18 protein-coding genes are annotated in these 21,297 nt (G+C 69.5%); 8 read left to right on the plus strand and 10 right to left on the minus strand.

Annotation, left to right across the window (positions count from 1 at the left end):
• Positions 1-79: 79 nt before the first annotated feature.
• Positions 80-1,225 (minus strand): PQQ-dependent sugar dehydrogenase, encoded by a 1,146-nt coding sequence (locus IE075_RS03085; protein WP_189453183.1) that lies wholly within the window; start codon positions 1,223-1,225, stop codon positions 80-82.
• A 312-nt stretch (positions 1,226-1,537) separates the two neighbouring features.
• Here IE075_RS03085 and IE075_RS03090 point away from each other — a divergent pair, with 312 nt between their 5' ends.
• Entirely contained in the window at positions 1,538-2,434 is an 897-nt protein-coding gene (locus IE075_RS03090; protein WP_189453185.1) for a hypothetical protein, read from the plus strand.
• A 111-nt stretch (positions 2,435-2,545) separates the two neighbouring features.
• Here IE075_RS03090 and IE075_RS03095 read toward each other — a convergent pair whose 3' ends face one another.
• Positions 2,546-3,187: an outer membrane beta-barrel protein gene (locus IE075_RS03095; protein WP_189453187.1), complete on the minus strand. Its 642-nt coding sequence runs from the start codon at positions 3,185-3,187 to the stop codon at positions 2,546-2,548.
• Positions 3,188-3,279: 92 nt separating this feature from the next.
• Between IE075_RS03095 and IE075_RS03100 the strand changes: the two genes are divergently transcribed.
• On the plus strand, positions 3,280-4,638 hold the full coding sequence (locus IE075_RS03100; RefSeq protein WP_229792283.1) for a Gfo/Idh/MocA family protein: 1,359 nt from the start codon (positions 3,280-3,282) through the stop codon (positions 4,636-4,638).
• Positions 4,639-4,704: 66 nt separating this feature from the next.
• On the opposite strand, the gene IE075_RS03105 is transcribed toward IE075_RS03100, so the two are convergent.
• On the minus strand, positions 4,705-4,857 hold the full coding sequence (locus IE075_RS03105; protein WP_189453189.1) for a hypothetical protein: 153 nt from the start codon (positions 4,855-4,857) through the stop codon (positions 4,705-4,707).
• Between the two features lie 47 nt (positions 4,858-4,904).
• Here IE075_RS03105 and IE075_RS03110 point away from each other — a divergent pair, with 47 nt between their 5' ends.
• On the plus strand, positions 4,905-5,282 hold the full coding sequence (locus tag IE075_RS03110; protein ID WP_189453192.1) for a response regulator: 378 nt from the start codon (positions 4,905-4,907) through the stop codon (positions 5,280-5,282).
• A 141-nt stretch (positions 5,283-5,423) separates the two neighbouring features.
• On the opposite strand, the gene IE075_RS03115 is transcribed toward IE075_RS03110, so the two are convergent.
• Both IE075_RS03115 and IE075_RS03120 read right to left on the minus strand, forming a co-directional pair.
• Complete coding sequence (locus IE075_RS03115) at positions 5,424-6,164, minus strand: LytR/AlgR family response regulator transcription factor (protein WP_189453194.1); 741 nt, start codon at positions 6,162-6,164, stop codon at positions 5,424-5,426.
• Complete coding sequence (locus IE075_RS03120; protein WP_189453196.1) at positions 6,164-7,210, minus strand: sensor histidine kinase; 1,047 nt, start codon at positions 7,208-7,210, stop codon at positions 6,164-6,166. The genes IE075_RS03115 and IE075_RS03120 overlap by 1 nt, the downstream gene beginning before the upstream one ends.
• 160 nt (positions 7,211-7,370) lie before the next feature.
• On the opposite strand from IE075_RS03120, the gene IE075_RS03125 reads away from it, so the two are divergent.
• Positions 7,371-8,273: a TolB-like translocation protein gene (locus IE075_RS03125; protein ID WP_189453199.1), complete on the plus strand. Its 903-nt coding sequence runs from the start codon at positions 7,371-7,373 to the stop codon at positions 8,271-8,273.
• 198 nt (positions 8,274-8,471) lie between these two features.
• Positions 8,472-9,029 carry a DUF3228 family protein gene (locus tag IE075_RS03130; protein ID WP_189453201.1) on the plus strand — a complete coding sequence of 186 codons (558 nt, stop codon included), beginning with the start codon at positions 8,472-8,474 and terminating at the stop codon, positions 9,027-9,029.
• Positions 9,030-9,282: 253 nt separating this feature from the next.
• On the opposite strand, the gene IE075_RS03135 is transcribed toward IE075_RS03130, so the two are convergent.
• The gene (locus IE075_RS03135; protein ID WP_189453203.1) at positions 9,283-10,161 is read right to left on the minus strand and encodes a DUF4142 domain-containing protein; all 879 of its coding nucleotides are present in this window, start codon (positions 10,159-10,161) and stop codon (positions 9,283-9,285) included.
• A 329-nt stretch (positions 10,162-10,490) separates the two neighbouring features.
• Positions 10,491-12,332: a DUF885 domain-containing protein gene (locus IE075_RS03140; RefSeq protein WP_189453205.1), complete on the minus strand. Its 1,842-nt coding sequence runs from the start codon at positions 12,330-12,332 to the stop codon at positions 10,491-10,493.
• Between the two features lie 273 nt (positions 12,333-12,605).
• On the opposite strand from IE075_RS03140, the gene IE075_RS03145 reads away from it, so the two are divergent.
• A complete protein-coding gene (locus tag IE075_RS03145; protein ID WP_189453208.1) occupies positions 12,606-15,680 on the plus strand; it encodes a putative bifunctional diguanylate cyclase/phosphodiesterase in 3,075 nt (1,024 codons plus the stop codon).
• A 114-nt stretch (positions 15,681-15,794) separates the two neighbouring features.
• Here IE075_RS03145 and IE075_RS03150 read toward each other — a convergent pair whose 3' ends face one another.
• Positions 15,795-16,550 (minus strand): hypothetical protein, encoded by a 756-nt coding sequence (locus IE075_RS03150; protein ID WP_189453210.1) that lies wholly within the window; start codon positions 16,548-16,550, stop codon positions 15,795-15,797.
• 184 nt (positions 16,551-16,734) lie between these two features.
• Between IE075_RS03150 and dinG the strand changes: the two genes are divergently transcribed.
• Positions 16,735-18,852: an ATP-dependent DNA helicase DinG gene (gene dinG / locus IE075_RS03155; protein ID WP_189453212.1), complete on the plus strand. Its 2,118-nt coding sequence runs from the start codon at positions 16,735-16,737 to the stop codon at positions 18,850-18,852.
• Positions 18,853-19,078: 226 nt separating this feature from the next.
• Positions 19,079-19,444 carry a hypothetical protein gene (locus IE075_RS03160; protein ID WP_229792284.1) on the plus strand — a complete coding sequence of 122 codons (366 nt, stop codon included), beginning with the start codon at positions 19,079-19,081 and terminating at the stop codon, positions 19,442-19,444.
• A gap of 110 nt (positions 19,445-19,554) precedes the next feature.
• Here the strand turns inward: IE075_RS03160 and IE075_RS03165 are convergent, their stop codons facing one another.
• Both IE075_RS03165 and IE075_RS03170 read right to left on the minus strand, forming a co-directional pair.
• A complete protein-coding gene (locus IE075_RS03165) occupies positions 19,555-20,100 on the minus strand; it encodes a DUF6630 family protein (RefSeq protein ID WP_229792285.1) in 546 nt (181 codons plus the stop codon).
• A 58-nt stretch (positions 20,101-20,158) separates the two neighbouring features.
• Positions 20,159-21,259: an NAD(P)/FAD-dependent oxidoreductase gene (locus IE075_RS03170; RefSeq protein ID WP_189453216.1), complete on the minus strand. Its 1,101-nt coding sequence runs from the start codon at positions 21,257-21,259 to the stop codon at positions 20,159-20,161.
• Between the last annotated feature and the right edge of the window lie 38 nt (positions 21,260-21,297).

The raw sequence follows: 21,297 nt of genomic DNA on the forward strand, positions 1-21,297 counted from the left end.
CCGAGGCCTGGTCGCGGGGCATGCGCCTGTCGGGCCGACCCGCACTCCGGCGGCTGGCCGCGCAGGCGTGCCGCTTGCGTCACGACTTCGGAGTCAGCTTCAGCAGCCGGCCGTTCCCGCCGCGCTTGCCGTCCTCGAGCAGCCAGACCGCGCCATCGGGCCCCTGTTCGACCTCGCGGATGCGCGTGCCCATGTCCCAGCGCTCGGCCTCGCGCGCGCTCGCGCCGTCGAACGAGACACGCACTAGCGACTTCGATGAGAGCCCGCCGATGAGGCCGCTGCCTTTCCATGACGGGAATAGGGTGCCGTCATAGATGACGAAGCCCGCTGGCGAGATCACCGGATTCCAGGTGATGACCGGCGCCGGGAAGTCCGGTCGCGTCGGGTGGTCCGGGATGCGCTTGCCGTCGTAGTGATCGCCATTCGAGACGATCGGGTAGCCGTAGTTCGCGCCTTTCGTGATGAGGTTCAGCTCGTCGCCGCCCTTCGGGCCCATCTCGTGTTCCCAGAGCCGGCCTTCGGCGTCGAAGGCGAGCCCGAGGATATTGCGGTGACCGAGCGACCACACCTGGGCCGCCACGCCACGACGCTCCGCAAACGGGTTGTCGGCGGGGACGCTGCCGTCGTCGTTGAGGCGAAGCGTCTTGCCGAGGTTCGACGTCATGTCCTGGGCCGGGTCGAACTTCTGCCGTTCCCCGGACGTCACCCACAGCTTTCCGTCCGGGCCGAACGCGATGCGATTGCCGAAGTGCCCTTCGCCGGTCTGCTTCGGCACCTGCCGCCAGATCGTCTCGAGGCCTTCGATGCGGCCGCCGCCCTGGTCATCGACCACGAGGCGGCCACGGGCGACGGCGCCGCCGTAGGTGTCGGCCTCGCCAGGCTCGACGTAGCTGAGATACACGAGCTGGTTTGTCGCGAAATCCGGGTGCAGCACCACGTCGCCGAGCCCGCCCTGGGATACCTTCGCCGCCTTCGGTGTCCCCGTGACGGTGCCGGTCTTCTTCGTGGCCGGGTCGAATAACCGCAGCGTGCCGCCCATCTCCGTGACGAGCAGTCGACCGCCGGGCAGGAACGTCATCGCCCAGGGATGATCGAAGGTCGCGAACTCGGCGGTTTCGAACGAGGCGGACGGCGACTTTGCGGCATCCGCAGCGTGGGCGGTGGCGCACGCCGTGCACACACCGAGCGCAGCGGTGAGGGCAGACAGCACTGAGATCCGGGGCATCGAGAGTCCTTGTGGCGAGAAGGTCGGCAGATCGTCCCAACCATACCTGCAGGCGCGTCGCGACCCTTTGCGACCTGTGGCGCGAGAGAGAACTGGGCGGCGCGGCAGATGGCGGCGCGCTTGGTTACGCCGCGGTTAGCCATCGCCTTCGTGTGGAAGCTCGTGCGCACGTGCGCGAGCGCTGGCGCGTGCATGCAAAAAAGTTACTCGGGGTCCCGGCGACCCCGCGCGCATGATTCGACGGCCGCAGGCGCATGCGGCGCCTGATCGACGCGCAGTTCGACCAGGCTCCCGCTTCCAAGGAGTACCGTCATGTCCACCGCTCACCCCCGCCTTGTCACTACGGCGCTGCTGGCCACTGCAGCCGCCGCCCTGACGACCTTCGCTCACGCACAGCCACCCCAGCGCTCGCTCGCCTACGTGTCAGAGCCCGGTGACCCGATCGGACAGGGCCGATCGGGCACCGCGCTGCCGCGTTTTCTCTATGCCAAGCCCGACGGCGTTTTTGTCGCCGCGTGGGACGGCGAGGTGAACTACGAACTCGTGCTGGTGCCACCCGCCGGACAGCGGCTGCAGCGCGGTTCGTATGAGGACGCGCGCGGCGGAACCGAGACGACCGCGGGTCACCCGGTCCTGGAGTTCAGGTCGAACGAGGTGTGCGAAGGCTCGCGGGGGCGGTTCCAGATTGACGACATCGCGTACGACGATGCCGGCAAGGTCACCCGGCTTCGCGCGAATTTCGAGCAGCGCTGCGTCGGGGCGTCGGGGTCGCTCTGGGGTGATCTCGCGCTCGACGCCGGCTTGACCGCGTACTCCGCGTCGCTTGAGCCTGTCGGTCTCTATGACCCCAACCACGCGATCGCCTATCTGACCGTGCAATGCGCCGGAGCGCCGACGTACGGCGAACTGCGGCTGAGGGCGTCGCAGCGCGTACGCGGGGGCGGAACGGTCACGGCCGTCTCCGACCGGACGTTCGGCTGCGGCCCGGAACCGCAGCGGGTTCGGCTGGACCTCATTGCGGACGGCACCGCCACGTGGCGACCCGGCCCCGTGCAGGTGGAAGTCGAGTCGTTTGTCCACGACCCGCATTACGAGGAAGCGGGGCGCGTGCTGCGGGCAACGGTGCAGGGAACGGTCGCCCTGCCGCATGCCCGACGGCAGCCGAGTCACGCGCGGCCGACGCCGCGTGTGAGCGCGGCAGGACGCTGACAGGCAGCCCCGCGAGGGCGCGCAAACGCCCTCGCGCCGGTATCGGCGGAGAAGCTGCCTCGTCCGCTCAAAGCCCGCGCTGTGCACCGGAGATGTGCACAGCGCGGGCAATCAGAACCGGTATTCGACCGTCAGGCTCACGCTGCGTGCGTCGCGCTTGTCGTCGGACAAGCGGTACTCGTCGGCCACCGCGTCGTACTGCACCTGGGACGTCCGGTACTGATTGACCATCAGCCCGACGTCGAGCAGCGGGAGGATCGTGGTGCCGACGCCGAGGCCGGCGTACGTGCCTCCGTCGTGTTCGTCGAACGCGCGGCGCGAGGTCACCGGCGCGGTGTTCACGGCGGTGTCGATCGCGGTCTCGTCGAGTTCGCGCTGCATGCCGAGCACGCCGGCACGACCGATGAAGAACACCGGGAGCAGCGGCGGCTTGATGCGCGCATTCACGCCGGCAAAGCCGTAGCGGGACGACAGCGTGTACGTGCGATCGATCGTGCCGCCCGTGTAGTCGAACCGCGTTTGCCCATCCATCTCGCCGAGATGGCCTACGCCGGCTTCGAGGCCGACCTGCGCGTAACCGATGCCCCAGCGGTAGCCGCCGCTCGCCTGCACCAGCGTGCTGCGATCATCGTCGAGCCCGCTGTCGAGCTCGATGACGCCGCCCTGGCCGTTGATGAAGAAGTCGCCGGCGAACGCCGCGGGCGCCGAGGCGAGGCTTGCGGCGAACAGCGCCGCGCGAACGAGGTTGCGCATGGGGATTCGGTCTCTGAGGGTGACGTGCATCGGCGACGGGCCGTTGCGAGGCCGCACAGGGTAATGGGGCATTCTTGAACCGATCCCGGCACGTGACGCGTGCGATCGGCCGGCCCGCCCCACGAGCCGCAAGCCTGCTGCACGAAGGTCCCGAAGCTCACGCGGTCGGCATTACCATCCGCGCGGATTGCAGCGCCGTCGCGCCTCGGCGCGACTCTGCCGACAGCCGCGCGGGCCATGCCCATTCGCCGGAGTCTCAATTGAGACAAGGCCGGCGCCGAGCACCGAAAGGACAATGCGATGAGCAAGCAAGGGCAGGGCAGCGGCGACGGATGGCTCAAGTGGGCCTACGGGTTCGTATTCATCCTGATGGCGATCGGCGCGGGTCGTTCTTTGCTGAAGCTTGCGCGCACCTGGGGCTGGGCATGACCTCGGGAGCCTCTGCGTCGCCCGACGACACGGCGCGCCAGCGTCCTCCGACGCGCCCGGTCCGGTGGGGCATGATCGGGTGCGGTGCGGTGACCGAGGTCAAGAGCGGGCCGGCCTTTCAGCTCGCGGAGGGGTCCGCACTCGTGGCGGTCGCGACCAGGCGTGCGGAGGCAGCACGCGATTACGCGCATCGGCACGGCGTGCCGGCTGCATTCGAATCCATTGATGCTCTGATCGCGTCCGATGACGTCGATGCGGTGTACATCGCCACACCGCCTGCGAGCCACCTCGAACTCGCCTTGAAAGTCGCACGCGCCGGCAAGCCCTGCTGCGTCGAAAAACCGATGGCGTTGAACCATGCGCAATGCGTTGAGATGGTGGAGGCCTTCGAGGCGCGAGGGCTTCCGTTGTTCGTGTCGTACTACCGCCGGTCGCTGCCGCGCTTTAGCCGCGTGAAGCACTGGCTCGATGAGGGCCGCATCGGCGAGGTGCGCGACGTGCGCTGGCACCTGGTCAAGCCGCCGTCGCCTCGAGACCTCGCGGGCGAGCCAAACTGGAGAACAGACCCCGACGCGTCGCCGGGCGGCTACTTCTCCGATCTCGCGAGCCACGGCCTCGATCTGCTGCAACACCTGCTGGGCGACATCGAGGCCGTCTGCGGTTGGGCGGTCAATCAGCAGGGCCTGTACCGCGCCGAAGATGCCGTGGTCGCAAGCTGGCGGTTCGCGAGCGGGGCACTCGGCTCCGGCAGCTGGAACTTCGGCGGCAGCGAGCGCCGGGACGATGTGGAGATCATCGGTGCGCGGGGCTCGATCCGCTTCTCGGTGTTCGACGATGTGCCGCTGCACCTGTGGGTCGACGGCGTTGAAATCTCCGAGTCGATCGAGCATCCGACCAACATCCAGCTTCACCACGTGGCGAACATGATCCGTCACTTACGCGGCGACGCACGGCATCCCGCGCTCGGCGTGGAAGCCGCGAAGACGAGCCGGGTGATGGATCGGATCCTCGGTGCCTGTTGAGGTAACGACCGCACGCCGTGATGCGTCCCGAAGTGGGCGCAGGACTTCGAAGCAGCGACCGGCTGTTCACCGCATGCCGGTCGCGCCACCTTGCCGTTTGGTCCGCGTCGGCGCCGTCGCCTCACGGAATGTGCCGCGTGTCACAGCCTCGACGACCTGCGGAATGAGCTTCCCGAAGGACCACTTTATTTCACGCCGTTTTCGCTTAATCGGGCTCATCACTGGCTCCAGGGAGGCTCATCCAGATGCCGGCCGAAGGGGGCTTCATGAAACTCGACGTACTGATGGTGGACGACTGCCGCGACCTGCGCGAAACCGTTGGCGCGATCCTGCGGCACCAGGGACTTGAAGTGGCGGTGGCGGAACATGGACGCGCCGCACTCGATTTGCTTGCACGCGGACCGGAGCCTGGGCTCATCCTGCTCGACTTGATGATGCCGGTCATGGACGGATGGGCGTTCCTCGAGGCGTGCCGCGCGCGCCCCGAGCGGCTGCAGCGCATCGTGGTGGCGAGCTCGCTTGCTGGATCAAGTGAGCTGGCGCTGATCCGCAAGACCTACGGATGCCGGACGACGGGAAAGCCGTTCGACATCGACGCGCTGATCCGCATGGCGCAGGCGACGCGCAGCCGCATGGTCGCGTGAGCGTGCCACGGCGTTGCGGTGCGTCCCGCGGTCGTGGGTCGCCCGTCTGCAGCAGGTGCTATCCGGCCCGGGACGCCGGATAGCACGTCTATCGGCCGGCCGCAGCCCCGGCGCGCGATGTCGCCTGGCTGGGCGCCGCGGTCACGCCGGATGCCCGCGAAGTCCGAATGCGGAGACGATGCGCCTGCGGTAACTCGGACCGCTGCTCAGGCGCAGGCCTGACGCAAGCCGCAACACGTACTGTCCCGCGCCGAGCATCTCGATGTCGCTGACCGCGTCGAGCCGGACGATCCGCGAGCGGTGGATACGGATGAAACGCTCAGGGTCGAGCCGCGATTCCATGCTGCTCATCGTTTCGCGCATGACATGGCGCTCCGCGCCCACGTGCAACTCGACGTAGTTGGACTGCGCGATCACGCAATCGATCGCACTCGCTGAGATCAGACGCAGGCGCGCGCCGACGGGCACCGCGAAGCGGTCGGGAAGGCGTGCATCGCGCGACTGCGACACTGCGCTCCGGCTCACCCGAACGCGCTCCAGCGCGGCGCGCAGGCGCTCGAGCGAGTAGGGCTTGAGCAGGTAGTCGACCGCGCCCGCGTCGAACGCCTGCACTGCATGTTCGGCGTGCGCGGTAACGAATACGACGTTCGGCCGCGACGCGGCATCCGCTGCGGCCAGCACTCCGAAGCCCGTGAGGTCGGGAAGGTGGATGTCGAGGAACACGACGTCCGGCCGCAGGCGTCGCAGCGCCGCGATCGCGGCGTCGCCCGTGCTGCATTCGGCAACGACGTCGATGCCCGGCTCGTGGCCGAGCATGCGCCGCAACCGCGTCCGAGCCATCGGCTCGTCATCGACCAGCGCAACCCGCAGCGGCGGCTGCATCAGAGTGCCGCCGCAATGACGAGGGGGAGGTCGATGCGCACGCGCGTGCCGTGCCCGCCACGCGTGTCGATGTCGAGCCGGTGGTCGTCCGCGTACAGGCACTGAAGCCGCGCTCGGGTGTTCGCAAGGCCCACCCCGAAGCCGCCGGCAGAGGGGCGGTCGCCGCCGTCGTCACGGACTTCGAGCACGAGGCGCGCCGCGTCGCGAACCGCGTGCACCTCGACGGTGCCGGGGGACGCTCGCTGCGCGACCGCGTGCGACACGGCGTTTTCGACCAGGGGCTGCAGCATCAGCCGCGGGACCTGCGCCTCGAGCGCACCGGGCTCCACGTCGCAGCGAAACCGCAGCCGGTCGCCCAAGCGGACCTGCTCGATGCCGATGTAACACTGCAGCGCATCGAGCTCGTCGCGCAGCGAGGTGTGCTGCCGCCGGCTCGACTCGAGGCTGTGGCGGAGCAGGGCGCCCAGCTCGACGATCATGCGGTCGGCCGCATCGGCGTCGTGGTGCACCATTTCCGCGATCGAATTGAGCGCGTTGAACAGAAAGTGCGGGTTGAGCTGCGCCGACAACGCATCGAGCCGCGCCTGCATGAGCCGCGTCTGCAAGACCTCGGCCTGCAGATCGCGGATTCGTGAGCGTTCGGCGTATACGAGCGCGTGCCCGACGCCGACGATGAGCCAACACATCACGAGGTTGTTGAGCACGCTCGTAAGCAGCACCTGCTGCCAGCCCGGCACCGCGTCGTACCAGCCGATCCATCCGTTGAGTGCCACGACGACGACCGCTCGGTAGACGACCACGGCGAGCGATGCCGCGAGCAGCACTGGCACCGCGCGTTTCCAGCGACCGCGTTCGATCGGCACGCGCGAGACGCACCACAGCAGCGCGAACGTGGCGGGGATCCACAGCGCCGCGCTCGCGAACTCGGTGCGCAGCACGTGGCCGGTGGCGGCCGGCTGGCCGAGGTTGGCGCGCATCGTCAGCACCTGACAGGCCCAGACGACGGCGTTGAGCCCCCACCAGGCGACGACAGCGGCGGCGATCATGGCGAGACGTTTGCGCATTCGGCTCCACGCTAGCCGCGGGCAGGCATCGTCGCAACGCAGGACAGGGTTTTCGTCCCGGGTTGCGGGCCATTCGTCCCAGCAAAGCCGCCGGCCGGTCGTGCGGGCGCAGCGTTCGCGCACCCAACCGGAGGACTGCGCCATGCGACGTCTGATTGCGAATGCCCCTGCCGTGCTCGCTGTTTCCCTCATGCTCGCGTTGCCGACCGCCGCCGCGGACGAGTGCGCTGCACCCGAAAAATTTGCGGAAGGCGTGGCGTCGTCGCCGCGCTGGGATTGGCGGCTGACGTTCGAACCGTCGCGTCGCACGATGTACTGGGCGCACACCCAGGGCTGGTGGCCCGCAACGCGCGAACGGGCGACGATCCTCACGTCGCGTAAGACGACCGATGGTTGGAGCGCGCCGGAAGTCGCGTCGTTCTCCGGCGTCCACAGCGACATGGACCCGGCGGTGTCGCCGAACGGACGCACGCTGTTCTTCTCGTCGGAGCGTCCGCGCCCGGACGGCCGCGCCGCGCGCATGGACCTGTGGATGGTCGAGCGACACGGGCGCGACTGGGGCGAACCGGTGCACCTGGGCGATGCGGTCAACAGCACGGGCGACGAGCTGTACGCGAGCGTGGACCGACATGGCACCCTGTACTGGGCCAGCAATCGCGACGGCGAGTTCGATATCTACCGCAGCCGCCGCGAGCGCAACGGCCAGTACGCGGTCGCCGAGAAGGTCCCCGGCCTCGTCAACAGCCGCCTGCGCTGGGAGTTCAATCCGGAGATCTCGCCCGACGGCCGCACGCTGCTGTTCGTGCGCCTCGACCTGCCCGATGCGCTTCCGGACCAGGGCTACGGCTTCGGCGACATCTATGCCAGCCGGCTCGCTGATGCCGGGTTCGAGGAGCCGGTGAACCTCGGGCCATGCATCAACACCGCAGGGGACGAGTTCCACCCGACCGTACTGTGGGAGCGCAAGCTGCTGTTCTTTGCGAAGGACCTCGGCCGCCCAAGCGACTTCTACGTCGCGCCGCTCGTCCTGCCCTGGGCGAAGTAAGCGCTCTTGAGACGCGGAGCCGCCGTGCCGGCGAGGTCCGGCACGGCGGCGCCTGCTTTACGGGGATATGCGTGCGCGAGCACGGCCGGGGCGCCGACCCGCGCCGACGGGCGCCGACGGGCGTCAGCGTCGCCAACGCGTTCCCGACGCAGGCAGCACCTCGCGCGACAATGGGCGCCGCCCATCTGCGCCGATCCCATGCCCATCGCACTCACCGATTTCGCGAGGCCGCGCCTCTTTCCGCGCGAGCCACGCCGCAACACCATTCAGGACATCACGGCCGATGCATTCGTGCAGCATCTCAACGAGACGCCGCCGGTGCAGGTGCTCGACGGCTATGCGCCGTTCTGCAAGCTGCATGTGCACCGCAACTGGACGTCGACCCGGTGCCTCGCGGTCCCGATCACCGACGACAACCGACACCTGCTGCGCTCCGATTACGAAGCTCGGACGAAGGACGAGTTGCCCGTGCTGGTGCGGTGGTTCGAAGGCATCGAACCGCCCGTGGCGAACTTTCTGATCCCCATTCTCTACAGCCGCGAGCAGCTTGCTCGCGAAGGCACGCACATCGACGCCGATTGGGGCGTGGTGGGCTGCATGTACACGATGGAGGCCGAGGAGACGCCGATGGCGCCGATCACGATGATGCGCAATGCGCTCGGGGTGGAGGAGGGTGGCTCGGGCGTGGGGCTCGACCGCGACGCCTATCGGCGCAGCGTCGAATTCTGGCGTTCGCACGCGAACTGGCGGGGATAGGCGAATCGCGCCGAACTCGCCTCGCGCAGCGGCCGGCGCAGACGGACGCTGATCAGCGCGCAGCGGCGACGTGGCTCGCCAGGGGCCGCGGCCCGTTACGGGCGCGCGGAAGCCGCCGTCACGGGCGCTGCGCGCAGCAGCATGGGCCGCCGGCGCCAACAAAAAAGCGCGGCCCTCGAAAGGACCGCGCCTCGTATCAAGCCGCGTGGCCGCGATCGGGCATCCAGCACCCGATCGCAGCGAGCGCCATACCTCAGCCGCGGAGCTGGGCCTGCACCTTCTGTGCGTGCTCCAGATGCTTCTGCATGACCTGCTTGGTCATCTGCATGAACTCGCGCTGCGAGGCGTCGGTCGCGACGCTCATCGACGCGTCGAGCATCGCGATGCCCATCTGGTGGCTCTGCACCATGTGCTCGATGTAGGCACGCGCGTACGCATCGCCCTGCAGGCCGTTGAGGCGCTGCTGCGTCTGCTGATCGAGCATCATCAAGTGATGCGCGCCTTCGCTCTTCTGCTGCATGCCGCCGGCCGCATCAACGAGCGTGCGGGTCTTCGCAAGGTGCGGGGTGTGCTCGGCCACCATCATCTTGGCGTACGCCATGACCGGCTCGCTCACCTGCTTGGACTGCGTGAGCTGCGCGAGCTTGAGCTCGTGCTGGTCGACGAGTGCAACGAGCGTGAGCGCCTCAGCCGGGGTCGACGCCTTCGGCAGCGGAGCACCCGCACCCGCCATTGCGCCGCCGTGCTTCGAATGCGCGGCCGAGGCGCCTGCCTGCGTGTCACCGGCCATCGTGCCGCCGGCCATCGCGCCGCCCGAGGCCACCATGCCGCTGCTGGCGGTGCCGGCTGCGGCCGTGCCGGCGGTCGAGCCGGAGATCGCCGTGTTGCCGGTCATCGCGCTGCTCGACAGGGCAGCGCCCGAATCCGTTGCGGCGCCCGTCGAGCCCGTAGCGCCGGACATCGCGCCGGCCGTGCCGGTTGCGGCAACCGAGCCGGCCGAGCCGGAGATCGCGGTGTCCGCCGATGCCTCGGGCGCGGCGACGCCGGCGTCCATACCGGTGGAAGCGCAGCCGCCAAGGGCGAGCGTCATCAGCGCCGCGGTGGCCACTGCAAGGCGAGTCTTGTTATTCATGGGTGTCTCCAATTGGGGGAACGTCAGCCCGGATGGGGCCGCGCCGGCGACGCTACGCGTGCGCTGTCGGCGGCCCTGTGAAGCCGGCGGTAGCGCTTGGCTGGCTGTTCATACGCGGAGGTGTGACTCCCCGGAGGCGAGGCTGGCGTACCTGATGACGACGGACCGTTGGCGTCGGAGTGTCGGCGCACGGGCTGTGGCCCTGCGCGCGGTCCGTGTGATCGGTCGGCACCGCATTGGGGGCGTGCAGACGCGATCGACGCGGACGAAAAGAAAAAGCCCCTGCGCTGCAGGGGCTTTTAAGTGACGGATCGGAACGAGAACCGCGGTCAGCCTTGCGCGCGCTGCTTCGCAATCCAGGCATCGACTTCGCTTTCGAGGAGCGTCAGCGGCACCGTGCCCGTGAGCAACAGCAGGTTGTGGAACTCGCGCGGATTGAAGCGCTCGCCGAGCGCGGCGCGTGCCTTGTCGCGCAAGCGGATGATCTCGATCTGTCCGATCTTGTAGCTCGTCGCCTGGCCGGGCATCACGACGTAGCGGTCGACTTCGGACGGCGGAATGCCGTAGTCGATCGCCTGCTGGCGCGTCCAGCGCTTCGCGTGCAGGCCGGTGTCGACGACGAGCCGGCGCGCGCGGAACAGCTCGGCATCGAGCTGGCCCAGGCGACCTTCGAGATCGCCCTCGTACCAGCCGTTCTCCGCGGCGAGCCGCTCGGCATACAGCGCCCAGCCTTCGCTGAAGGCCGAGATGCCGCCGAGCGCACGGACCTGTCGGAACTTCGGCAGCGCCTCGTTCTCGACCGCGAGCGCACCCTGGAAGTGATGGCCGGGCACCGTCTCGTGGTAGACGAGCGTGCGCAGGCCAAAGCGCGTGAGCCGGTCTTTGCGCAGCGGCATCTGGTAGACGCCGGGGCGGGAGCCGTCCAGCGGTGGCGCCGTGTAACTCGCAGCCGCGCTCGCCCAGCGGTACTCCGGGTAGGGGCGCGCGATGACGGGCGTCTTCGGGCGCAGATCGAACAAGGCGTCTGCACGCGTTTCCGCGTCGCGGATCATGGTGTCGATGTCGGCCATGAGCTGCTTGCGGCCCGCGTCGTTATCCGGATATGCGAGATCCCGTTCGAGCTGGTCCGCGCGGTCCTTGACCGAGCCCTGGGTGCGACCGAGCTTGCGCAGGATCGCGTCCATCTCGTTCTCGATGCGCGCCACCTCGCGCAGGCCCAGCTCGTGGATCTCGTCGGCCGTCAGCTGCGTCGACGTGAACTGGCGCAGACGATGCTCGTAGGTCTCCGCGCCGTTCGCAAAGCGCCAAAGGCCGGCGTCGTCGGTGGACTTCGGCAGCTGCGATTCCAGCTCGGCAATTGCCGCACGCCAGGCGGGGTACACCGTCTGCTCGACGATGCGCTTCGCCTGCTCCACACGCTGCTGCCGCGCAGCGGCATCGACGCCTTCGACGCTGGCGAGTTTGTCCGCCAGCGTCGTAACAAGCGGGTTTTTCGCCGGTGCAGGCGCGATGAACGTGCGCATCTGGTCGATCGTCGCCTGCAGGATGAAGCGCGGCGGCAACACGCCCTTCGCGGCCTGCGCCCGCGACTCGGCGACCGCTTCGCCCATGCGCTCGTCGAAGAGTTCCAGGCGGGCCAAGTAGTTGTCGGCGTCCTGCGCGCTCGACACGGGGTGGATCACGGTCATGAGGTTCGGCAGCCCGACGTTCGCGCCGCCGAACTGGTTGAGCGGGTACTGCGTGTCGCTGTAGCGCTCGCCGTCGACGATCGTCTGCAGCTGCCAGCGCATGAGGTCGGCCGAGACACGCTCGGTGTCGCTCATCGCGCTGCGGTCGAACGTGGCCAGCCGCGCGAGCCCTTCGCGGGCGACGGCGACCGTCTCGCGCTCGTATGCGTCGGTCTGGGGCGTGATCTCGCGGTCGAGCCGGTTCTGCAGATCGCCTTCGAAGTAACGGCTGGCGGTTGCGGCGTTCGGATTGCGACGCATCCAACGATCGGTGAACTCGGTGAAGAACGCCGACACGGACTGCGCCGCTGGGGCCCCGCGGTCGACCGCCTGCGTGCTCGCTGCGGGAGCGGTCGGGGTGGAGGCGCATGCGCCGAGCAGGGCCACGGCGAGCGCCGCGGAGAGATGCAGTGAAAGCGGATGGAATCGGGGGCGCGTGGCCACGGCATGTCTCGTCGAGGGCGGTGAACCGATTGTAGGCAGCCGCCGCGGGCGCCCCTGTTGCCCGACTTGGCGGGCGGCCATCGCCAAACGGGCCTTGATCCGTGAAGACCGTCCGCGCGGGGTGTGCGCGGTCTCACGACGCGCGAACGCCGGGGTGACTTCCGTCATCGATATCGGACTCAATAAGCGCAAGCGTTGGTCGTTAACCCATTGGACAGCATTCCGTTGTGGGCGGGATGCGCGTGTACGCCCTGATACCTTCGAGCCTTCTTCGTGGTTGCAACCGCCGATCCCCGGTTCGTGTTGGCAAACGGCGCCGCGTCGACGGAGGACCGCGCGCGCGAGGCGTGGGACCGCGCGGCGGCGTACGCGGCGGGGACGGTCGCAGTGTCCCTCCTGGTCATGTTCGTCTCGGCCGCGATCGCGCAGTCGCGCCCCGGCGTGGGCGACGACTTGCTGCTGGTACTTGCCGCCACGCTGGTGCTTGCGGGGCTGCGGCTCCGCGGCCGCCCGGCCGGTGACTTCGCGCTGCGGGTCGCGTGCGCGCTTGGCTTCGTGACCGGCGCTGCGGCCGCGCTCGCGGCACTCGCGCAGAACGCCACGGCGCCCACGACCTGGGTCGCAACCTCGTGTGTCGTCGCGGCGGGCGCCCTGTGGCAACTGCGGCGGCCGGCAGCGTGGCGTCTGTCGGACACCTTCCTGTGCCTCGGCGCCGCCGTTGCGCTGACGTCGCTCGTTGCCTGGGGCGATCCCGGCAACGGGCTCGCGCACCTCGGCACGGAGTACCCGGCCGCGCGCCCAGTGACGGCATGGGTCGCGCTCGCGATCGGCGCCGCGCTCTGGGCCTCGCACCACCGCTTCCGTCGATTCGGTTGGCTGCTGCTCGCCACGGCCGCCGTGCCGATCGGCCTGACGTTCCTCGGCAAGCTTGGCGTGCCGACGCCGTCCACTTGGCTGTGGTCGCACGGCCTGCTCCCGCAGGCCGACGCCCCGGTCGTCGGCAACTATTCCGACATCGTGCTCACCGCCGGGCTGGTCGCGGTCGCGCTGCGGCTCCGCGACCCGCGGCGCGATCAGGGGCGGGCGACGGCACTGTCGCGTGGACTCGGCGTCGCGATCGCCTCGGTGAGCGGCATGACGGTCGTCGGTCTCCTCGCCACGATCGACTCAGCCGCGCCCGAGGTTGCCCGCGCGAATTTCTCGCTGAGCGCGAGCGTGATGCTCTTCATGCTCGGTGCCGCGCTCGCCGTGGAACGCGGCGGCGGGCTGCGGGACAGTCTGCTGGACGCCTCACCACTGGTCGCGACGCTGACGTTGGGCGGCCTGTTCTGGTGGGGCACGATGAGCGACCGCGACGTTTTCGAGCGCCGCTCCGCCGCTGCGGAACTGGTGCAGATCGAGGCCTTGCTCCACCAGGACCTCAAGCACCGTGCGGCGTCGGTCGGCCGCCTGAGCTATCTCGTGGACGCACTCGCTGGCGAGACCGCGGCGCCCCGCTTTGCAAGGCAGGCGCGCGACCTGGCGGGACAGACCGAGGACGTGGCGTTCGTGCGCGCCTACACGCGCGATGGCACGTCGCTGGAGTGGGGCGCGGCTCCGGCGCGTGCGCCGATCATCATCCAGGGGCGCCCCGGCGTGCCGCAGATCGAAGCCGCGCCGGGCGGCTGGTGGATCACCGTGCCAGGCGAAACCGGCACCGCGGCATTCGTCGACCTCGTGCGTCTCGTCGAGCACCGCCTCGCGTCCCACGACGGCGCGCCGATGCGCATGGGCGCCGACGGGGCCACGACCCCGAGTCCGCTGCCGCGCGCCCGCGCCGTGGCGTCCCGCACGTTCGATTTCGACGGCCACCCGGTCACCGTCGACGTGCTCCCGGATCCGAGCCTGCGCGGCTTCGTCCTCTCGCGCACCGCGGTCGTCGGCTCCTTGAGTGCCGGACTGCTGGTGTCGTTCGTGCTGTTCCTTTACGAACTTGCTCGGTCGCGCGCGCATGCGCTCGTGCTCGAGAGCCAACGCCGACTCGAAGCGTCTGAAGAACTCGCCCGCGCGGCAGGGATCGACGGTGTTACGGGGCTTGCGCGTTTCTCCGCGCGCGCGTCTTCGCTGGCGGGGCTGCTCGACCGCGCCGCCCCGACGGGCTGGCTCATCCTGATCGACCTGGACGCATTCGGTTCGCTCAATGACGCGCTCGGCCACGAGGCCGGCGACGAGATCCTGCGCGCGCTCGCGCGACGCATTGCGATCGAGGGACGCGGCACCGGCGAACTGCTGCGCTTCGGGGGCGAGGGCTTTGCGCTGTTCGGCACGGACGATCTGGACGTCGACACGCTGCGCCAGATCGCTGAGAGGCTGCGACACGCGATTGCCGAGCCGGTGACGCTGGCCGCGCCTGCGCACCAGGTCAAGGTCACCGCCAGCGTTGGCGTCGCGCGCATGCCCGAGCACGGCACGCGGCTGAAGGCGCTCCTGCGAAGCGCCGATCTCGCGCGCCTGGCGGCGAAACGTGCCGGTCGCAACCAGACGCAGATCGCGCGCGTGGTCGACGTCGGCGAACAGCGCGACCGACTGGCGATGACGGCGGCGTTGCGGGATGCGATCGAATGCGACGAGATCCAGGTGGCCTACCAGCCCATCGTCGACGTCGACAGCGGACGCATCACCTCATTCGAAGCGCTCGCGCGCTGGCACCACCCGCAGTGGGGTGACGTGTCCCCGGTGCAGTTCATTCCGCTCGCTGAAACCAGCGGACTCATGGAGCGTCTCGGCGAGTCGGTGATGCGCGCGGCGTGTCGACAGCTGGGGAACTGGCAGGCGTTGGGGTTCCCTGACCTGTCGATGTCGATCAACGTGTCGCCGAGCCAGCTCGGGCAGGGCACGCTGCCGGCCGTCGTCAGCGGCCACCTGCAGGTAAACGGGCTAGACCCGCGCACGCTCACGTTGGAAGTGACGGAAAGCATGCTGATCGAGGACGTGCTGGCCACGGCGGCGCTGCTCGAAGACCTCAAGCGACTCGGCGTTCGGCTGGCGCTCGACGATTTCGGCACCGGCTATTCGAGCCTCGCGTACCTGCAGCGCCTGCCGCTCGACGTTCTCAAGATCGACCGCAGCTTCGTCCGGAACGTGGTCGACAGTGAGAACGACGCGGCGATCATCCGCATGATCCTGGCGCTCAGCGAGCAGATGCACCTGGGCACGGTCGCAGAAGGCGTCGAGGACGAGGCCCAGGAGGCGTGCCTGCGGGCGATGGGGTGCACGCGCATGCAGGGCTATCGATTTGCGCGGCCGTGCTTCGCCGTCGACGCCACCGCTTTGCTGCTGTCGTTGAATCGCGTGGACGAGCCCGCCTGACGCGGGCGTCTCCGCCGCGGGGCGGAGGTCGCGATGGGACCGTCGGAAAACAACAGCTTGTGAGGCGCCTGGCGCAGCGGAAGATGCCGAAACGCTCCTGGCTGAAGGCGCGCTTCAGGCGTTCGCGTGCGCCGCTGCGGCGGCGAGGATGGCGTCCGCATCGTCTGATGACGCGACTTCGGCGCCGCCCTGGGTCGCTGCCGCCTGCTCCTCGAGGGCGGCGGCCCAGTCGAGTTCGTGCGCGTCGACCGCGACCTGGCCCAGCACCGCATCGATGTCGACGTCCGCGCCGAGCGGTGCATCGACCTCCGCTGCCGGTAGGCCGGCGGCCCGTTGTTCTTCGAGCGCGGCGGCCCAGGCCAACTCCGCTTCGCTCATGTTCGCGTCTTCGCGGATGACCGCGTCGACATCGATATGGGTCGCCTGCGTCACCGGTGGCGACGAGGGCAGGGCGCTGCCCACGCCGAGCAGCCGCTCGCACAGGCGGGCGCCGGCCTCGGTCGTGGCGAGCGTCCAGGGCGCGACGGGCGGCTGGCCCGGGCGCAGGGCTCGGGGCTCGCACAGCCATGCAGTCGCCGCGTCGTGCGAGCCCAGTGCTTCGTGGGCCTGCGCGAACAGCCGTATGGCCCGCACGATCCGATCCGTCTCGGCCGGCGTGAAGCGGCGCCCGAGCATGAGCGTCAGGCGCGCGTGATCGGCGCGTACGAACACGTCTCGCGGAAGCGGCACCGCGTCCGACAGCTGCGCCCACGACTCGGCGGCGAGGCCGGAGCGCGTGAGTTCGAACACGTCGAGCTCGCTGGCCAGGGGCAAGCCGAGCAGCTTGCCCATGCGGGCAAGGACGGGATCGTCGGAGGGGGTGGGGGTCATGCTCATGGTCGCGGCCACGTCATCGGCCGGTCGGGCGGAGCCTTGAGTGCCGGGCGCCGGGAACGCGCGAGCCGTCACGGCGGGCGCGGGCATGCGCGGACGGTGTCCCGGATCCCCCCGGCTGAGACAGCGAGACGCGACAATGCCGGCCGTTCGTCTTCTCGTGCCCGCGCGGCATCGCCTCATGAACCAGCCCAGCCGTCCGCGCGTCCTCGACGAAGCGGCCAAATCGGCCGTCCGCGAGGCCTACGAGAAAGTCACGAGTCGCTTGCCCGGCTTCGTGCCGCGACGCTCCCAGCGCAGCCTCATCGCGACCTCGTCGCGCGCGCTCGGGGCGTCGGGCGGATTCGCGGTGGCTGAGGCGCCGACCGGCACCGGCAAATCGCTCGGCTACCTGATCGCGGGCATCCCGACGGCGAAGCTCGGCAAGCGCAAGCTTGTGCTGTCTACCGCTACCGTCGCACTCCAGAGCCAGCTGATGGGACGAGACCTGCCTGCCTTCCTCGAAGCCACCGGCCTCGAGATGAAGGTCGCGCTCGCAAAGGGGCGGCAGCGCTACCTCTGCGTGCGCGACGCGATGGACCTCGCCGGCGGGCAGACCGCGCAGATGGACCTCGGGCTGGAGATTCCGCTGGCCGGTTGGCCGCACCCGCCGCAGCTCGCGGAGATCAAGGCCGTGCAGGCGCTCGTGAGCGCATTCGACCAGGGCCGCTGGAACGGCGACCTGGACGAGGCCCCGGCCGCGATCCCCGACACCGTCCGCCCGCTGCTCAGCACCACGTCGGGCGCGTGTTCGAACAGTCGTTGCGCGCATGCACTGCGCTGCCCGGTGCTCGCGGCGCGCAAGGACGTGCGGGACGCCGACATCGTCGTGGCGAATCACGCGATGGTGATCGCTGCGCTCGAGCTGGATGGCGACGCTGACGCGGAAGCGCCGGCCGAAAATTTCCTCATCGGTGACCCGGCCTCGTGCACGTTCGTGTTCGACGAGGGGCATCACCTGGCCTCCGTTGCGATCGAGTCGGGCGCGGCGCGCCTGCACATGGGCGCCCTCGGACGCCGGCTCACGAAAATGGGGCCCGTGTTTGCCGCCCCGTTTCGACTGCTCGAGAAGGACAAGATCGGCAGCCGCGAACTGGCCGACGCGCACGCCGACCTCAAGCGCCTCACTGATGCGGTCAAGGCGTTCGACCTGCGTCTGCAGACCAGCTGGACGCCCGACTTCAACGAGCGCGACCCGATGTGGCGTGCGCCGCTCGGCCGCATCCCGGACGAGTGGCGCGTCACGGCCCAGTCGCTCGCCGCGGACACCGCGAGCCTGCTTGAATGGCTCGACGGCGCGCGCCGCCGCGTGCTCAAGAAGGACGGCCCGAAGAGCCACGAGACCGTCACGCGCGCAATGGGGCAGGCGGTCGAGCAACTGCGCGAGGCCGACGAGCTGTTTGCCGCGTGGGGGCGCCAGGACCGCGACGGCGAGCCGCCGCATGCGCGGTGGATGACGGTCGGCTTCGACAAGGGCCTGATCTGCCACGCGTCCCCGGTGTCCGCCGCAAAGCTGCTGCGCCAGCGGCTGTGGTCCAAGGCCGATTCCGTGCTCGTGACGTCCGCGACGCTGAGCGCGGGCGGCAACTTCAAATCCTTCGCGGCGTCGGTCGGGCTGCCCGCCGAGGCCGAATGCGCTTCGCTGCCATCGCCGTTCGACCTCGAAAAACAGGCCGTGCTGCAGGTGCCGGCGTTTCCGGTGTTGCCGGACAACGAACGGCACCCGCAGGCGCTGGCCGACTGGCTGTCGCGCGAGCTCGACTGGAAGGCCGGCTCGCTCGTGCTGTTCACCTCGCGCCGCAAGATGGAGCAGGTGCACGCGCTGATGCCGGCCTCGCGTCAGCTGCAGATCCGCATGCAGGGCGCGCTCGGCAAGCAGGCGCTGGTCGACGCGCACTGCGCGGCCGTGGACGCAGGGGACGGCAGCGTGCTGTTCGGGCTTGCGTCGATGGGCGAAGGCCTCGACCTGCCGCGCGATTACTGCTCGACCGTCGTCATCACGCAGCTGCCGTTCGCCGTTCCCACCGAGCCCGTGCTCGCGACAAAGTCCGAATGGCTGGAGTCGCGCGGGCAGAACCCGTTCCTGCTCGTCACCGTGCCCGAAGCGATCCGCGTGCTGACGCAGTACGCCGGCCGGCTCATCCGCACGCAGGACGACACCGGGCGCATCGTGCTGCTCGATCGCCGCGTGGTCGAGAAGCGCTACGGGCGCGACATTCTTGACGCATTGCCGCCGTTCCGGCGCGAGATTCACCGCTGACGCGCGCTCGGGTGCGGGATAGCCGCTGTCACAGCTGCCGCCCCGCTGCGTATCGCCGCGGCTGTGCACGTTGTCGGTGGTGAGCGCAGGCCCGCCGTGGCGCCCGTCGCGGAGGAGCTGGCCTGAACTGCACGCAACGCTTCACGTAACGCTTGCACCTCGTTTCCCGTCGCCGCCCATGCTCCACGACGGCGCAATCAGCGCCGTGCACTTCGAAGGACAAGTCATGACGACGTATCGCATCCTGCTGGCCGCATCGCTGTCCTTCGCCTTGATGGGATGCGGCAGCAACGACGAGCAAGCGCAGGCACAGAGCCCCGCCATCGAGTCGTCCACGCCGCTCGGTAATGCCGGCCCGCCGCCGGGCGCCGCGCCTGCATCCGGCTTGGGCGACGCCAATACCGCGCCGGACCTCTCAGCGACCTCCGCGGCGACCCAGCCGATCGCAACCGACGGCAGCACGGTGGCCGCCGACGGAACCAATGCAGGCACCGCTGCGTCGGACACGACCGGCGACGCCGGGCAGATGCAGGGGCAGGAAATGGACACCGCCACCGACACCGCTCCCGCCCAGACCCCGCCGACGCAGTAACGGCATTCCGCTGCCGCAAGAGACGGCAGCAGGCGAGCGCCCGGCCTCAGCGCCGGGCGTGTGCGCCGCCGCGGACGCGCTCAAGTCACGTCGGCTGCGGGTCTGCGTGTTTATGCCGCGCCGGGTCGAACGTCGATGCCCAGCGCGGACGCAACGAGGCGCATCGCCTCGTTGTCCTCGCTCCGCGTGATCCAGCCCGCGTGCAGGTCATGCCCGGCGTCGCGCACCCACAGCGTGTAGTGATGCTCGCGCAACCGGTCATACGCGGTGCCGATCAACGACTCGGCATCCGCCGCGTCGAGGAATTCATCGTCCGTCGGGTCTTCGACGCCCCAGTCGATGTGGAGATTCCACCGCGACGCGAGCTCTTCCAGGCTCTCCACCAACGCCCGGGTATCCGCCACCTCCACACGGAAGCCCGACTTCCAGTCGATCACGTCCGCCAGCGGCTCGATCGGGTCGTCTCCGCCTTGCACGACCATCGCAGTCTGCCAGCGCTCGAACTGCTCGCGCGCGGCCTCTTCGTCGCCCGGGTTGATCAGCAGCAGCAGCTGCCAGACCACCTGCTCGAGCGCGGCCTCGTCGTCGAGGTCGTGCTCGGTGCGAAAGCTCTGCGCGAAATTGTCGTCGGGGTCGAATTCCGAATGCATGCGCATGCACGTCGATGGCGGCGGGCGCACAGCATGCGACACCGTGCGTGGGCGCGTCATCCTGCTAGCTGCGCCCTTTGTGAAAATACACCTGCTCCGCGGCCCAGCGCAGCGGCGGCGAATGCAGCAGCAGGTCGAACGGCCAGTCGAACTGCAGGCGGTCGTACGCCCAGCGCAGCGCGCGCTTCCTGCGAAAGCGCGGAGCCGCCCGCACGGCGACGTCCTCGGGCCGTGGGCCATCGTCGAGGCGGTGCGCGGCGATCGCCCGCCCCACGGCCCAGCCGTGCTCCCATGCCGAGTGAATGCCTCCTGCGGTCACCGGTGACACGATGCCGGCCGCGTCGCCGATCAGGATGGCGCGGTCGCGCGCCATATCGAAGACGGGTCCGCTGCAGGGGATCAGTCCCGCCCGCGTGTGACCCGGCCGCAGGTGTCGCGGCAGTCCGCCCGCTTGCCCCACGCGCAGCAGGAAGCCGTCGATGTCGGGTACCCGCGCGCGGTGCGGGTCGTGCCGCAACGCGAGGCCCGCCTGGACCCCGGTCGGGTTCTGCGCGATCCAGCCGATGTAACCGGGCGCATAGCGTTTGCTGATGAAGCAGTGCAGTGCACCCGGCTCGGCGAGCATCGCGCCTGGAAACTCGTATTCGATGCCGTAGAGGAACTCGCGCACGCCACCGAGGCCGCACCGCTCGGCGACCCGCGAACGCGCCCCGTCGGCGCCTACGAGGTATTGGACGCGACCGACCCCGTCCACATCCCAGCCGCCATCGATGCGCCGCGCATGCTTGAACGAGCAGCGCAACCTCAGGTCGACACCGGACGCGCGCATGCGAGCGGCGAGCCATCGCATCAGCTCGGGCGTGTCGGTGGACAGGAAGTAGTAGCCGGGCGCGGCCAACGCGACCTGCCGCAGGTTCGGCGCGTACAGGCGCACCTCGTCGATACGACGCGTGAATGCCGCCGGCACTTGCCCCAGCAACGTCTGTTCGGCGGCTTCCTTGACGATGATGCCGGTCGTGTGCAGCTTGTCGCCGGGATCGCTTTTGCGCTCGAGCACGACCACGCGCAGACCGCGCTCCGCGGCAGCGATCGCGCACGCGGCGCCGGCAAAGCTGGCGCCGACGATCACGACGTCGGCCGTGAAGGAGGATGGGGAGTTCGCCATGGAGCCGCTTCCGGAAAGGTGCGGACACGATGGCGATG

This window comes from Cognatilysobacter bugurensis (genome assembly GCF_014652095.1).
In the GTDB taxonomy this organism is placed as follows: Bacteria; Pseudomonadota; Gammaproteobacteria; order Xanthomonadales; family Xanthomonadaceae; genus Cognatilysobacter; species Cognatilysobacter bugurensis.